13 protein-coding genes are annotated in these 12,791 nt (G+C 70.1%); 4 read left to right on the top strand and 9 right to left on the bottom strand.

Annotation, left to right across the window (positions count from 1 at the left end):
• Window positions 1-5: 5 nt before the first annotated feature.
• Window positions 6-1,046 (top strand): NAD(P)-dependent alcohol dehydrogenase, encoded by a 1,041-nt coding sequence (locus ACMGFG_RS04645; RefSeq protein WP_436929184.1) that lies wholly within the window; start codon window positions 6-8, stop codon window positions 1,044-1,046.
• 123 nt (window positions 1,047-1,169) lie between these two features.
• Entirely contained in the window at window positions 1,170-1,589 is a 420-nt protein-coding gene (locus ACMGFG_RS04640) for a universal stress protein (protein ID WP_436929183.1), read from the top strand.
• Window positions 1,590-1,652: 63 nt separating this feature from the next.
• Here ACMGFG_RS04640 and ACMGFG_RS04635 read toward each other — a convergent pair whose 3' ends face one another.
• The 5 genes from ACMGFG_RS04635 to ACMGFG_RS04615 form a co-directional block, all read right to left on the bottom strand.
• Window positions 1,653-2,567, bottom strand: a complete 915-nt coding sequence (locus ACMGFG_RS04635; protein ID WP_436929182.1) for a DUF6807 family protein — start codon at window positions 2,565-2,567, stop codon at window positions 1,653-1,655.
• Window positions 2,564-3,646, bottom strand: a complete 1,083-nt coding sequence (locus ACMGFG_RS04630; RefSeq protein ID WP_436929181.1) for a Gfo/Idh/MocA family protein — start codon at window positions 3,644-3,646, stop codon at window positions 2,564-2,566. Before ACMGFG_RS04630 ends, ACMGFG_RS04635 begins: the two co-directional genes overlap by 4 nt.
• 69 nt (window positions 3,647-3,715) lie before the next feature.
• Entirely contained in the window at window positions 3,716-4,618 is a 903-nt protein-coding gene (locus tag ACMGFG_RS04625; RefSeq protein ID WP_436929180.1) for an HFX_2341 family transcriptional regulator, read from the bottom strand.
• Window positions 4,619-4,690: 72 nt separating this feature from the next.
• Window positions 4,691-6,193 carry a sodium:solute symporter family protein gene (locus ACMGFG_RS04620; RefSeq protein ID WP_436929179.1) on the bottom strand — a complete coding sequence of 501 codons (1,503 nt, stop codon included), beginning with the start codon at window positions 6,191-6,193 and terminating at the stop codon, window positions 4,691-4,693.
• The gene (locus tag ACMGFG_RS04615) at window positions 6,186-6,407 is read right to left on the bottom strand and encodes a DUF3311 domain-containing protein (RefSeq protein WP_436929178.1); all 222 of its coding nucleotides are present in this window, start codon (window positions 6,405-6,407) and stop codon (window positions 6,186-6,188) included. Before ACMGFG_RS04615 ends, ACMGFG_RS04620 begins: the two co-directional genes overlap by 8 nt.
• Window positions 6,408-6,660: 253 nt before the next feature.
• Here ACMGFG_RS04615 and dnaG point away from each other — a divergent pair, with 253 nt between their 5' ends.
• On the top strand, window positions 6,661-8,175 hold the full coding sequence (gene dnaG, locus ACMGFG_RS04610) for a DNA primase DnaG (protein WP_436929177.1): 1,515 nt from the start codon (window positions 6,661-6,663) through the stop codon (window positions 8,173-8,175).
• A gap of 45 nt (window positions 8,176-8,220) precedes the next feature.
• Here the strand turns inward: dnaG and ACMGFG_RS04605 are convergent, their stop codons facing one another.
• Entirely contained in the window at window positions 8,221-8,694 is a 474-nt protein-coding gene (locus tag ACMGFG_RS04605; RefSeq protein ID WP_436929176.1) for a GNAT family N-acetyltransferase, read from the bottom strand.
• Window positions 8,691-10,040 (bottom strand): DUF92 domain-containing protein, encoded by a 1,350-nt coding sequence (locus ACMGFG_RS04600; RefSeq protein ID WP_436929175.1) that lies wholly within the window; start codon window positions 10,038-10,040, stop codon window positions 8,691-8,693. Before ACMGFG_RS04600 ends, ACMGFG_RS04605 begins: the two co-directional genes overlap by 4 nt.
• Window positions 10,041-10,224: 184 nt before the next feature.
• On the opposite strand from ACMGFG_RS04600, the gene ACMGFG_RS04595 reads away from it, so the two are divergent.
• Window positions 10,225-10,833, top strand: coding sequence for an undecaprenyl diphosphate synthase family protein (locus ACMGFG_RS04595; protein ID WP_436929174.1), 609 nt, complete (start codon window positions 10,225-10,227; stop codon window positions 10,831-10,833).
• Between the two features lie 31 nt (window positions 10,834-10,864).
• On the opposite strand, the gene ACMGFG_RS04590 is transcribed toward ACMGFG_RS04595, so the two are convergent.
• Together ACMGFG_RS04590 and ACMGFG_RS04585 are read right to left on the bottom strand one after the other, a co-directional pair.
• Window positions 10,865-12,043: an inorganic phosphate transporter gene (locus ACMGFG_RS04590; protein WP_436929173.1), complete on the bottom strand. Its 1,179-nt coding sequence runs from the start codon at window positions 12,041-12,043 to the stop codon at window positions 10,865-10,867.
• Window positions 12,043-12,639 carry a hypothetical protein gene (locus tag ACMGFG_RS04585; RefSeq protein WP_436929172.1) on the bottom strand — a complete coding sequence of 199 codons (597 nt, stop codon included), beginning with the start codon at window positions 12,637-12,639 and terminating at the stop codon, window positions 12,043-12,045. Before ACMGFG_RS04585 ends, ACMGFG_RS04590 begins: the two co-directional genes overlap by 1 nt.
• Between the last annotated feature and the right edge of the window lie 152 nt (window positions 12,640-12,791).

Genomic DNA, 12,791 nt, shown 5'->3' with positions numbered 1-12,791 from the left:
CGCCCATGCGCGCTGCCAGGCTCCACGAGTACACCGAGGACATGGCGAACGGGCTGACCGTCGAGGAGGTCGACCGGCCCGAGGTGTCGGCAGGCGACGACGTGGTCGTCGAGGTCGAGGGCGCCGGCTGGTGCCAGACGGACAACCACATCATCGAGGGGATGTGGACCGACTACGTCGACCAGGACCTCCCGCTGACACTCGGTCACGAGAACGCCGGGACGGTCGTCGAAGTGGGGGAGGACGTGCGGACGGTCGAACCCGGCGACCAGGTGATCTGCCACCCGGTCCAGACCTGCGGGGTCTGCCGGCCCTGCCGCGAGGGCGAGACGATGTACTGCGAGAACCAGTCGTTCAACGGCCTCACCGTCGACGGCGGCTTCGCCGAGTACCTCCAGACCGGCGAGCGATCGGTCGTCCCGCTACCCGACGGCGTCGACCCCGCCGACATCGCGCCCCACGCCGACGCCGGGATCACCGCCTACCACGCGGCCAAGCGGGCCGTCGCCGACCTGAACCCCGGCGATACCGCGGTCGTGGTCGGCGTCGGCGGCCTCGGCCACATCGGCCTCCAGTGTCTCGACGCGATGTCGGCCGCCGACATCGTCGCCGTCGACCTCAAGGAGTCGGCCCGCGACCTCGCCGAGGACCTGGGCGCCCACCTGACCGTCGACCCCGAGCGCGAGGACGTGCCCGCAGTGGTCGACGACTTCACCGACGGCTCGGGCGCCGAGCAGGTGCTCGACTTCGTCGGCGCCGACGAGACGACCGCGCTCGCGCCCGACATCGTCACCGCCGGCGGCGACCACCAGATCGTCGGCTACGGCGGCCACATCCACGAGCCCTCGCAGGCGCTCGTCAACGGCGAGTTCGCCTACCAGGGCAACATCGTCGGTCAGTACACCGAACTGCAGGAACTCGTCGCACTGGTCGAGCGTGACGAAGTCGACCTGCACACCAGCCGCTACGACCTCGGCGAGATCAACACCGTCGCCGAGAAGCTCGAACACGGCGAAATCGACGGCCGCGCCGTCATCACGCCGTAAGTACTCACTCGAACAGCTTCCGCGGCGGGCGCTGTCGTCTCGGACGCTCACGGGCGGTGCCGTGTCGCGTCTCCCGGGGCGTGGGAGCTACCATTTTATCCGCGCCCTCCGCGTAGTCAGTCCATGCTCTCGCGAATACTCGTTCCGATGGACGACTCGGAGATGGCCCGGCGAGCGCTCGAATACGCCCTCGAGAACCACCCCGACGCGGAGATCACCGTCCTGCACGTCGTGGGCAAACCGTCCCCGTGGGGCCTGGAGGCCACGTCCCTCGCTCTCGAGGAGGACGTCGAAGAAGCCGCCGAGGAGCGCGCGGAGGACGTGTTCGACATCTCCCGGGAGCTCGCCGCCGAGTACGACGCCGAAATCGCCACCGAGATCGAACTGGGGCATCCCGCCCGGGCGATCCTGGACAGGGCCGAGGACGTCGACGCCGTCGTCGTCGGGAGCCACAGCGGTTCGCTGTCCGACCGGCTGGTCGTCGGGAACGTCACCCAGAAAGTGGTCCGCGGGTCGCCCGTCCCGGTCATCGTCGCCCGGTGAGTATCAGCGCCCCGGGTTCGGCGACTCCGCCGAAAGCCAGCGGATTCCCACGAACTGCCCCTTCTACACGGAGTCGACGAACGACTCGTAGGCCCGCTCGACCCGCTCCTCGTCGGGCATCCCGGAGTGGACCCACAGCCCCCAGGTCCACGACCGCGACTCCCCCTCTTCCAGTGTCTCCACGGTCCCCCAGGTCGGGTTCGCCGCCAGGAAGCCGAACGGCTCGTCCATGACGAACCAGTTGACCGGCTCGTCCCCGTTGTCGGGGTGGTCGAACATCGCGATTCCGGCCGACCAGGGGTCGCCGACTGCGGCCGCGCCGGGCCGCCCGTCCAGCGGTCCCGAGTAATCGCACCACCGAGCGGCGGGGCCACTCGCGGCCCGCGGCGGCGACGTTTCGCCCGGGTCCTGCCCGTCCGGCAAGAGGACGCGACCCTCGCGGAGGCTCCGCGCGAACCGCAGGCTCAGGCCGCTGTAGTGGCCGTGCAGCGTCTCGCTGGAGAGATGTCGCCGTTGCTCCAGCGCGGTCAGTTCCTGCTCCCACGTCAGCAGGTACCCTTCGTCGCCGGGCTCGCCGATCCGGATTGTCCGCTCGTCGTCGAGCAACTCCTCCCCGGCGTCGGTCCGCCAGGTGGCCTCCTGTCCGAACTCGACACCACCGTCGCTCGCTTCACGTACCTCGTAGTCGCCCGCTTCGGCGTAGCCGTGAGGGTTCCCGGCGGCGGCGCTGGGTTCGGACTCCCAGCAGTTGACCCCGTCGACGAGCTTCTGGCAGAAGAACAGGCCGAAGTGCCAGGGGTGGTCGTGTGGCGACGACACCACGAGGTTCTCGCCGGGCTTCGTATCCGCGCCGGGCGGCAGCGCCAGGGTGTCGAACCCCGGTTTGCTCCCCGCCGGCTCCGCGTCGTACCGGGCGATCAGCGTCCCGTCGACGGACACCGATACCGCACCGTCCGCGACAGCAGTCTCCAGCGTCATCGCGCGGCCTCCCGTGCGTCGGCCAGCACCTCGTCGGTCGCCACGCGCTCGCCGTCCCGCGCCGCGCTCCGGTAGATCGCCCGGATCGCGGCCATCGTCCCGAGGTTGTCCCGGCCGCTCGTGAGCGGCTCCGCGCCCGGCTCGACGCAGTCGACGAAGTGGAGGATCTCGTTGACGAACGCGTCCGAGGTGGGGAGGCCTGTCCCGCCGCCCTCGACCTCGTCGAAGTCCTTCCGCGAATCGGGGTCGTCCCGGGTGTTGATCCGCGGCGTCGGCGAGCCGACGTAGCCCTCCTGTTGCTGACCGTCCGGGAGCGTGTGGACCGTCCCGTCGTCGCCCAGCAGCCAGAACGACTCCGTGTAGGGCATCGCGGGCGCCGAGAGCGCGACCGAGAAGTCGGCGATGGCGCCCGATTCGAACTCCAGCATCCCCGTCGCGTAGTCCTCGGCGCCGTCGAACGCGTCGTCGACTGTTCGGGTCCACGCCGCGGCCCGTTTCACGTCGCCGAGGTAGTACCGCAGCAGGTCGAGCTTGTGGACGCTGTAGCCGATGACGCCCCCGCCGCCGGCCTTCTCCCCGTCGTAGAGCCAGTGACCCTCCGGGAACAGGTCGGCCTGGTTGACCAGCGCGTCACAGCGGGCGTGGCGGATCTCGCCCAACTCGCCCGCGTCGACACGCTCCTTCAGCGCGCGATACGGCGGGTGATACCGCTGCATCTGCCCGACCATCAGGGTCAGGTCGCGCTCGTCGGCCAGTTCGACGAGTTCGACGCAGTCGCTCAGTGAAGGCACCAGCGGCTTCTCGATCAGGACGTGCTTTCCGGCCTCCAGCGCGGCCTTCGCCACCGGGTAGTGGACGTGGTGGGGCAGCGCGATGTCGACCGCGTCGATGTCGGCCTCCGACAGGAAGGTCTCGTGGTCGGTCCAGGAGTCGACGCCGAAGTCGTCGGCCACCGCTTCGGCCTTCCCGGCGTCCACGTCGCAGACGCCCGCGAGCGTCGCCTGTTCGGGGTGGTCCTCGTAGGCCGGCAGGTGCAACTCCGAGATCCCGCCGGCGCCGATGAGTCCGATCCTCGTCATGGACTCCTCTCGGTCCCCGGCGGTCTTTACCCTTGTCGCGACGGCGGATCTCGCTCGGAAACGTCCACTTCAGTCGTCGGAGTGCGCCCGGACCCACAGCTCGCCGATCCGCGACAGCCGCGTCCGGTAGGACTTGCCGTGTTCCTCCTGTTCGATGTAGCCTTTCCCGCCCGGGCCCAGCCGGTCGACGTTGTAGATGACCTTGGATCGAAAACTGTCGGTGTACTCCTCGCCGAGTTCGCGGGCGAGTTCCTGGGCCAGCTCGGAGACGGACTCGAACTCGCCGTGCTCGCCGAGCGTGAAGAGGATCAGCTCCTCGAAGGGCTTGACGTTCGAGAACGACGCGACTGGAAGTTCGAGGATGTGCTTGCCGTCGAACTCCTTGGCGCCGATGGTGGTGCCGCGCTCGTCGAACTCCGAGAGCAGTTCCTCGGCCGCGTCGAGGCGCTCGTCGACGCGGTCGGCCAGGTCTGGGTCGTCGACCGCGCCCTCCAGGTCCGAGAGCAGGTCGATGCCCCGCCGGAGTTCCTCGGCGAGTTCGGTTTCGAGGTACTTCTCGGGGACGGTGTAGTAGGTGTGGATGCGCCCGCGGTCCTCCTCGCGCTCGACCATGATGGAGTGGGCGGCTGTCGCGAAGGCAAAGGAGACCGTGCGGGGCATCGCGGAGATGTTGACCCAGACGCCGGCGTCGTCCTCGCGGTCGAGTTCGGCGTTGATGAGTTCGAAGGCCTGCTCGAAGGCCTCGTCGTAGTCGTAGACATCCTCGACGACGAACCGCTCGGTCTCGGCGCCCAGGAGGTTGCGGTAGTCCTGCTCAAGCTTGGCGGCGAGATTGCGGGAGTACTCGACGTTGGCCTCGCTGCCGACCGCGCCCTCCAGCAGGACGACGCGGTCCACGTCGAGCCTGTCGCGCACCAGCGGCGCGATCAGCCGGTCGTAGTCGAACCCGACCGGGACGATGTGTGTCTGCATACCCGGTAGGTGGCTCCCGCGGCGTATAAAGTCCGTAGACTCGGCGGACCGGTGGGCTACCCCCCCGGTCGATCAGTCCGCGCCGGTGGCGTACACGGTCGCGTCCGCGTCGGGACTCGCGCTCGTCACCAGGGAGACGCCGACCGTCAGGACGAGCCCGAGGAGCATACACCAGACGGAGATGCTCCAGCCGAGCAACGAGCCGGGGACGAGTCGAACCGTCCCGACGACCGGGAGGTGGACGGGGACGGCCGGCAGTAGGACCCCGGCGACGTAGACGAGTTGGCTCCCTCCGATCCCGGCGTACATCCCCCAGCGGGTCGTCCGTCCCCAGTACAGCGCCACTCCCACGGGCAGCGCCAGTTGCGCGAACCCACCGAACGCGGTGTCGCCGATCTGCAGCAGCGACGCCGGCTGGAACAGGCTCGCGACGAACGCGAGGGTGGCGAAGACGGCGACGCCAACCCGACCCAGGAACGCCTCGCGCGCCTCGGAGGCCTCGGCGACGAGCGGGCGGTAGATGTCGCGGGTGAAATACGAGGAGCCCGATAGCAGCATCGAGTCGCTGGAGGACATCATCGCGGCCATCGCGCCCGCGATGACGAGCGCCGCGAACCACGCGGGCGTGTACTCCGCGAGCAGCAGCGGGAGGACGTTCTCGTTGGCGCCGGCCTGGATGCCAAGGCCCCGGGCCCACGACCCCAGCATGAACGCCGGGACGAACAGGAGCACCACGAGGACGGGCCACAGCGGGAGCGTGCGCTTGATGACGGCCTTCGACTCGGCGACGAAGAATCGCTGGTTGACCTGCGGGAACATCGTGACGCCGAAGGCGATGGAGATGGCCGTCGAGAGGATGTACTCGGGCGTGTACGTCCCGCCGCCGAGCGCGAGGAAGTTCCCCTCCACGTCGCCCAGCGTCGCGGTCGCCGAGCCGACGCCGCCGACCGCGCTCGCGACCCAGACGAACGCGGCCCAGACCATCAGGAGCATGAACCCGCCCTGAAGCGTGTCCGTCCATGCGACGCCGCGCATCCCCGAGAGGGCGACGTAGCCGATCATGAAGAGGGTGATCGCGCCCGCGCCGGCCCAGTAGGGGACGGCGCCGCCGGTCAGCGCCTCAACGGCCGTGCCGGCGCCCTGCTGCTGGAGCATCACGTACGGGAACAGCCAGAAGATGCTGACGCCGGCGACCAGCAGCCGGAGCCGGAGCGACCCGAAGCGGTCGCCCAGCATCTCGCCGAGGGTGACGTAGCCGTTGGCCTTCCCGACGAGCCACTGCTTGTACCCGAGGACGTACCACAGGATCGCGAAGATGACGCCGTCCATCAGGCCCATCACGAGGATCCACTCCGGGCCGGCGCCGTAGCTGATGTTCGGGCCGGCGAAGAACGTGAAGGCCGAGAGCAGCGTCGCGAACGTCGTGAACAGGAGGACGACCGTCCCGAGGGTCCGGCTCGCGAGGTAGTAGTCCTCGGCGGTCCGCTCGGTCAGGCGGTAGGCGACGACGCCGACCCCCAGCGCGACGAGCATGTAGGCCACGATGATCCCGATCTGCAGGGCGGTGTCAGCCATCGCGACCCACCCCCTCGACGCCGAGGCCCCACGCCCGCCGCGTGAACACCCAGAGGGCGACCGCGACCAGACAGAGCCAGCCGACGTGGTAGGCGACCCACACCGGAAGTCCCGCCACGACGCCGTCGGCGCCCCACATGAACCACGGGACCGCCAGCGCCGCCAGCGCGACCGCCACCGCTGCCCAGCCGACCACCCGCGTGCGCTCGTTCATGTACGCCCCTTTGGCTACTCCTCCCTTAACCTTTCGTCGATCGCCTACGAACGATACGTTCGAAGAAGATTTCTCTTCGACTTCGCGGAGGCGGGCGAGCCGCCGCGCCGCGGTGCGGAAATTTCGGGGGCATCGGCAGATATTACAGTCGTCGAGTGACAAGTTACGGGTTGTTCCATGGGCGGGTTCATGGACGGCGGTTCACCATCATCCACACCACCATCACCACGCCCCCGACCGGGGCAGTTCACCGATGTACGACTCAGCCAAGTATCTGATCCACGCGGACATCAGGACGGGCGGGGTGGTCGAGCGAAGTGACGTGGTCGGCGCGGTCTTCGGGCAGACCGAGGGCCTGCTCGGCGACGAGCTCGACCTCCGCGACCTCCAGGAGTCCGGCAAGCTCGGCCGCATCGACGTCGAGATCGAGTCCGAGCGCGGGAGTTCGTTCGGCGAGATCACGATCGCCAGCGGGCTCGACCGCGTCGAGACGGCGATCCTCGCGGCCGCCCTGGAGAGCATCGAGCGCGTCGGCCCGTCGACGGCCGACGTCGAGATACGCGACATCGAGGACGTGCGCTCCGCGAAACGGCGCCGCGTCGTCGAGCGCGCCAAGGAGCTGCTCGCCGAGTTCGACGCGACCACGATGTCCAGCGAGGACCTCGTCGAGGAGGTCCGCCGGAGCGTCCGCGTCGAGGACGCCACCGAGTTCGCCGGCATGCCCGCCGGCCCGCGGGTCGCCGACAGCGACGCCGTCATCGTCGTCGAGGGCCGCGCGGACGTGCTCCAGCTGCTCAAGTACGGTATCAAGAACGCCATCGCGGTCGAGGGGACCGACGTACCCGACGCCGTCGCCGAACTGACCGAGGAGCGGACCGTGACGGCGTTCCTCGACGGGGACCGCGGGGGCGACCTCATCCTGAAGGAGCTGTCGCAGGTCGGCGACATCGACTACGTCGCGCTCGCGCCGACCGGCCAGTCCGTCGAGGACCTCTCGCGCAGCGCGGTCATGGACGCGCTGCGCGACAAGGTGCCCTTCGAGGCGGTCCCGACCGACGACGCGGCCGAGATGGTCGACGGGACCACCGACGAGACGACGGGGCTGGCCGCCACCGACGGCTCCGCCCAGCCCTCGCCGCCGGACGGCGACACCGGGACGGCCGACCCCGAGTCGCCCGTCGAACCGGACGACCCCGGCGTCGAGGCGGCGGTCCCGCCGCTCGAGGCGGGAGCCCGGTCGGAGACCAGCGACAAGTCCGGTCCCGACGCCGCGGTCGGATCGGCCGACGACGCCTCCGACGACGTAGCCGAAACGAGCGAGCCGGTCGACGGTCCCGAAACGCCGGACGCGGGGGAGCGGTCCGCCGAGACGGCGGACACCGAGGCGCCGGACGCCGAGGCGTCGTCGAGCGGGGCGGCCGACGGGACGACCGACGAGACGGCGTCCCCCGGGGCGGAGTCGTCGGCCGAGTCCCGGCCGGACACGCTCGCGAGCCACGTCGAGGCGGTCGTCGACGAGGGAACGGGTCGCGTGCGGCTCCTCGACGCCGCCCACGACACGATCGCCGAGGGCGAGGCCGACGAGGCGTTCGACCTCGTCGAGGGCGCCGAGACGGTCCCGGCGTCGGTCGTCCTCGACGGCGAACTCTCCCAGCGCGTCCTCGACGTTGCCGCCCAGCGCGGTGTCGACCTCGTCGTCACCCGCCGTGAGGGCGAGTTCGTCAAACAGCCGGTCAACGTCCGGGTGCTCACCGCCGACGAGGTCTGAGCGCCGGCTCGTCGCGGGCATCGGCTTTTCCGCGGAACTCGAATCTCAGCCGTCGATCGGTCGCTCCAGCAGGAGCCCGTCCCCCCGTTCGTAGTGGTCGGACAGCCGCTCGACGCGCTCGAAGCCACGCTCGCGGTAGAACGCGCGGGCGTCGTCGTCCACTTCACGGACCGTCACGCGGAGCCGCTCCACCTCCGACGCGCGCAGTCGCTCGACGAGCGCGTCCAGCAGCGCCGACCCGTAGCCCTCGCCCTGGTGGTCCGGGGCGACCGCGAGTTCGGCGAGGTAGCCCGCGTCGTCGTCGCCGTCGGTGACCGCGAGCGCGTAGCCGACGGGCGTGGCCGTCCCGCCGCTCGCGGCCCCGGCGTCTCGGGGTATCGCGACCAGCAATACCGGCGGTCCGTCGGCGGCGACGGCCAGCAGTTCCTCCCAGGGTTCGGCGAGGACAGCCGCCTGGATGGCCCGGAGGGCGGGGAGGTCCGCGGACCGGCCCTCGCGGACGCGTGGGTCGTCGCTCATGCGACAGGGATGGGGAGCGCGGCGGCGGCGACGGCGGCCGCGGCGATCCCGGCCGCGAGCGTCGCGAAGAAGTTGACGCCCTCGTTCTCCAGGAAGACGCCCTCGACGGTGGCGCCCAGCAGGCTGTCGACGGTCATGCCGACGACGCCGCCGAAGACGACGATGCCGGCGCCGACCACGCCGATGCGGCCGAACGTCCCGAGCGCGATAGCCGCGATGAGGCAGGCGCCGGCGAGGCCGGCCACCTCGCCCTGCCAGGTGACCGCGCCGTCGGTGCCGGGTTCGACGCGCTCGAAGGTGGTGATCAGCCGCGGGTTGTCGAAGACGCCGCCGATCTCGCTGGAGAGGGTGTCGCTCATCGCGGCGGCGATGGAGCCGGCGAACGCGAACAGGAACAGCTCCGGGTCCAGCCCCGTCAGGGTCGGGCTCGCCGACCACCCGAGGACGGCGGCGAGTCCCACGAGCGAGTTGGCGAGGACGTTCCCGCTGCCGCGGGCGCCCTCGTTCTCCTCGGCGATGCCCCGGCGTTCCTTCTCCTCGTAGCGGAACTTCGTCGAGAGGCCGCCGACGCCGAAGAAGGTGACCAGCAGCAGGAACCAGCCGAAGTCACCGAGGACGATCGTCTGCAGACAGAGGAAGACGCCGGTGATCATCCCCGGGAGCGACGCCGTCTCCAGCGCGTAGGCGAGGTAGCCGAACAGGAATGCCACGGCGAGTGCGATCGCGACGCCCGTGGGGTCGATCGACAGCGGCAGGTCGGCGAACAGCCACAGCAGCAGGCCGATCGAGACCATCACCAGCGGGTCGTCGCGCTCGAAGAGGACGGCGCGCAGGAGCGCCCCGAGCAGGGCGCCGCTGGCGGCGAGGAAGGCCACGAGGGGCCACTCGGTCGGGGCGCCGAGCAGGACGGCGGCGGCGTACTGGCCGACGGTCCCCGCGAGGAAGCCCGCGAGGACGAACCCGGCGGTGGCGACGAACGGCTCGTCGCGCACCGAGCGGACGAGGTGGCCGCCGAGGTTGCCCCACGCGAGCAGGAAGACGGTGCCGACGAACACGGGCATCGGCAGGGTGAACCGCACGGACAACAGCGCCAGCGCCGCGGCGGCCAGCGCGAAGCCGGCGAGCCCGTACAGCCGGCCGTCGCGGCGGTCGCCCGGGCGGGCGAACAGCTCGAAGACCGGTCCCTCGTCGACGACGTACAGCGCCAGCGCGGCGACGAGGAGGAACGGGCCGGGCGCGGCGACGGTCGCGAGCGCCGCGCTCGTCCGGCCCGCGATCGGCGGGACTGCGAGCGCCAGCGTCCCGACGAGGGCGAACGCGCCCGCACGTCGGACTGTCGGTGTCACGCTATGTCCGGTATCCCCGGTGAGCTACTTACCGTTTCCGAACCACTTCGCCCGCTGGCGGTCGCGTGACACGTTCCCCGCTCCCGGCGGTGGTCGCGCCCGGCGGGCCGCCCGGCCGGGGACCGCGCTCTCCCCCGCGGCGGCCGAGCGTGAGATTTAGGACGCGTCCGGGGAAAGCCGGTGTGTGGGACTGTACGACCGCTATCTCGCCCTCCGCATCCGCTACAGCGACGCCGCCCTTCCGGAGACGGTCGCGGTCATCGTCACCGAGCGGGACCTGCTCGAGGCCGACGCCTACGAGACGCTGGAGGACTGCTTCGAGTGGGCCTTCGCGTTCGGCGCCGAGCGCGTCGTCGTCTACGTCAGCGTCCTCGACAGCGAGGTCGTCGACACCATCCGCCGGGAGCTCGCCGACGTGGACGCGCCCCGCGAACTGGCCGTCCGCGGCCCCGGAGACGACGAGCAGGCCGACGCGCCGATCCAGGTCGGCATCGGCCTCGGCGGCAAACACGAGTTCGCCGCCGCCGTCCAGGGGCTCGCCGAGGAGGTCGAGGCCGGCGAGCTGGCACCCGAGGACATCGACGAGGCCGCCATCGAGGGGGAGCTGGTCTTCCCCGTCCAGCCGGACCTGGTCATCAAGACCGGCGCCGAGCGCCTGTCGGACTTCATGATCTGGCAGTCGGTCTACTCCGAGCTGTACTTCACCGACGTGAACTGGCGGGACTTCCGCCGCCGGGACTACCTGCGGGCACTGCGCGATTACCAGAACCGCCAGCGGCGGTTCGGGCGGTAGCCCGCTCGCGGGCACGCACTCGAACCGCCGCTCAGAACCCGAACACCGGGACGAAGCGGAAGGTGAGGTACGCGCCCAGCGTCGCGATGGCCGGCACGACGTTCTGCATCAGGACGACGCGGGCGGTCGTCGCGGGGTTGAACAGGTCGCCGGGCTCGGGGATGTCCTCGGTGTCCTCCTCGCCGATGGGCGGCAACTCCTCGCCGGGTTCGTCGGCGGTCAGCGCGTCGACGGTGACCGGCGGCGTCTCCTCCGCGGAGACGGCCTCCGGGACGGTCACCGGGCGGGTCGCCCGGCCCCATCCGAGGCCGATGATGCTCACCGTCGCGATGATGACGAAACTGGCGGGGATACCCAGCGCCGAGAGGAAGACGACCAGCGCGGAGCTGACCGCCGCGACGACGATCGCGGCCGTCAGCGGCAGCTCCGTGATGTCGCTGCCCATCGTCTCCAGGGTCCGCCGCGCGATAGTGAACGCGCCGATGGTGACGGCGATCCCACCCAGCACGATCGCGGGATCCATCTCCAGTTCGCCGCTCCCGACCAGCGGCGCGACAGCGTTGGCGATGTTCGACGTGCCGGAGCTGAAGGCCATCAGACAGCCGATCGCGACGACCGTGACCGTCCCGACCAGCTCGCGGCGGTTCGTCGTCCGGTGGGCGCTCACCGAGGGGACGAGCCCGGAGCGCTCAACGTCTAGCAGCGGGCCGTCGCTGCGCTCCATCGCCACCAGCCGGTTGAGCCGGGCGTAGAAGTACCGGCCGATGATCAGCGACACCCAGAAGCCGATGATCGGGGAGACGATCCACCAGGTGACGATCTCCCCCATGACGGCCATGTCGAGCACGCCGCCGGCGAGCGCGAGCCCGGCGATCGCGCCGACCGCGGTCATCGAGGTCGAGGCCGGGACGCCGAAGACGTTCCCGACCAGCAGCGCGATCCCGATGAAAAACAGGACCGCGATCGACGATTCGAGCGTGAACACGGCGGGGTCGGTGACCAGCTCCGTCCCGAGCTTCGTCACGACGTTGCGGCCGATCGTCCAGGCACCCACGAAGAAGAACACGCCCATCAGCGCCGCGGCGGCCGTCTTCGAGATTGCGTCGGCGCCCACGGCCGGCCCGAACGCCGGCCCGGTCGTCGACCCCCCGATGTTGTAGGCGACGAACATCGAGACGAGCACGCCGACGACGAGGAGTAGCTCGACCATCAGTTCCCCTCGCCGTCGGTTTCCTCGTCGTCGCCGGTTTCGTCGGTCTCGGTCCCGTCGGCCTCGGTTTCGCCGTCCTCCAGCTGTTCTTCCAGCGTCTCCTCGACAGTGTCCTCGACCGTCTCCTCGACAGTGTCCTCGACCGTCTCCTCGACAGTGTCCTCGACCGTCTCCTCGACGGTCTTCTCGACTGTCTCGCCGACTTTCTCCTCGACGGTTTCGCCGACCGTCTCTTCGACGGACTCCTCGACGGTCTTCTCGACGGTTTCGCCGACCTTCTCCTCGACGGTCTCCTCGACGGTTTCGCTGACCGTCTCGTCGACCTTCGCCTCGACGGCGTCGCTGACGGTTTCGTCGACCGTCTCGCCGACCGTTTCGTCGACCGTCTCCTCGACGGTCTCCTTGACCGCCGTGGTCATCCAGTCGGGGTCGAAGCGGGCCATCTTCCAGACGACGTGGATGAGATACGCGAGCAGGACCCCAAATCCGAAGGCCAGCCCGACGGCGTTGTCGGCGACGACGATGAGCCCGACCGACAGCGCGATCAGCAGGCCGTAGGTCAGGTCGACCAGTGAGTCGACGCGGCTCGGGTTCATCGTCCACCCGAGCGAGGCGCGGGACACTCGGTTACACGTTCGGTTCGTCGGCCGTCGAGGGAGAGCGGAAACACGTATAGACGTATGGGCGGGCCCTCGGCTCAAGAAGCTTGGCAACGACGGCGGAGAACAGGCGGATCGGTCGCGAACCG

It is taken from the genome of Halosimplex halobium (genome assembly GCF_051414055.1).
Taxonomy (GTDB): Archaea; Halobacteriota; Halobacteria; order Halobacteriales; family Haloarculaceae; genus Halosimplex; species Halosimplex halobium.
Note: the sequence above shows the minus strand (reverse complement) of the source record. Positions and strands in the feature narration are given on the sequence as shown.

What these genes read in the sequence shown, in the direction of transcription:
- ACMGFG_RS04615 (WP_436929178.1), bottom strand. Translation starts at nt 6,407, where the DNA reads ATGAACGAGCGCACGCGGGTGGTCGGCTGGGCAGCGGTGGCGGTCGCG.
- ACMGFG_RS04630 (WP_436929181.1), bottom strand. Translation starts at nt 3,646, where the DNA reads ATGACGAGGATCGGACTCATCGGCGCCGGCGGGATCTCGGAGTTGCAC.
- ACMGFG_RS04645 (WP_436929184.1), top strand. Translation starts at nt 6, where the DNA reads ATGCGCGCTGCCAGGCTCCACGAGTACACCGAGGACATGGCGAACGGG.
- ACMGFG_RS04635 (WP_436929182.1), bottom strand. Translation starts at nt 2,567, where the DNA reads ATGACGCTGGAGACTGCTGTCGCGGACGGTGCGGTATCGGTGTCCGTC.
- ACMGFG_RS04605 (WP_436929176.1), bottom strand. Translation starts at nt 8,694, where the DNA reads ATGAGCGACGACCCACGCGTCCGCGAGGGCCGGTCCGCGGACCTCCCC.
- ACMGFG_RS04590 (WP_436929173.1), bottom strand. Translation starts at nt 12,043, where the DNA reads ATGGTCGAGCTACTCCTCGTCGTCGGCGTGCTCGTCTCGATGTTCGTC.
- ACMGFG_RS04640 (WP_436929183.1), top strand. Translation starts at nt 1,170, where the DNA reads ATGCTCTCGCGAATACTCGTTCCGATGGACGACTCGGAGATGGCCCGG.
- ACMGFG_RS04585 (WP_436929172.1), bottom strand. Translation starts at nt 12,639, where the DNA reads ATGAACCCGAGCCGCGTCGACTCACTGGTCGACCTGACCTACGGCCTG.
- ACMGFG_RS04625 (WP_436929180.1), bottom strand. Translation starts at nt 4,618, where the DNA reads ATGCAGACACACATCGTCCCGGTCGGGTTCGACTACGACCGGCTGATC.
- ACMGFG_RS04620 (WP_436929179.1), bottom strand. Translation starts at nt 6,193, where the DNA reads ATGGCTGACACCGCCCTGCAGATCGGGATCATCGTGGCCTACATGCTC.
- dnaG (WP_436929177.1), top strand. Translation starts at nt 6,661, where the DNA reads ATGTACGACTCAGCCAAGTATCTGATCCACGCGGACATCAGGACGGGC.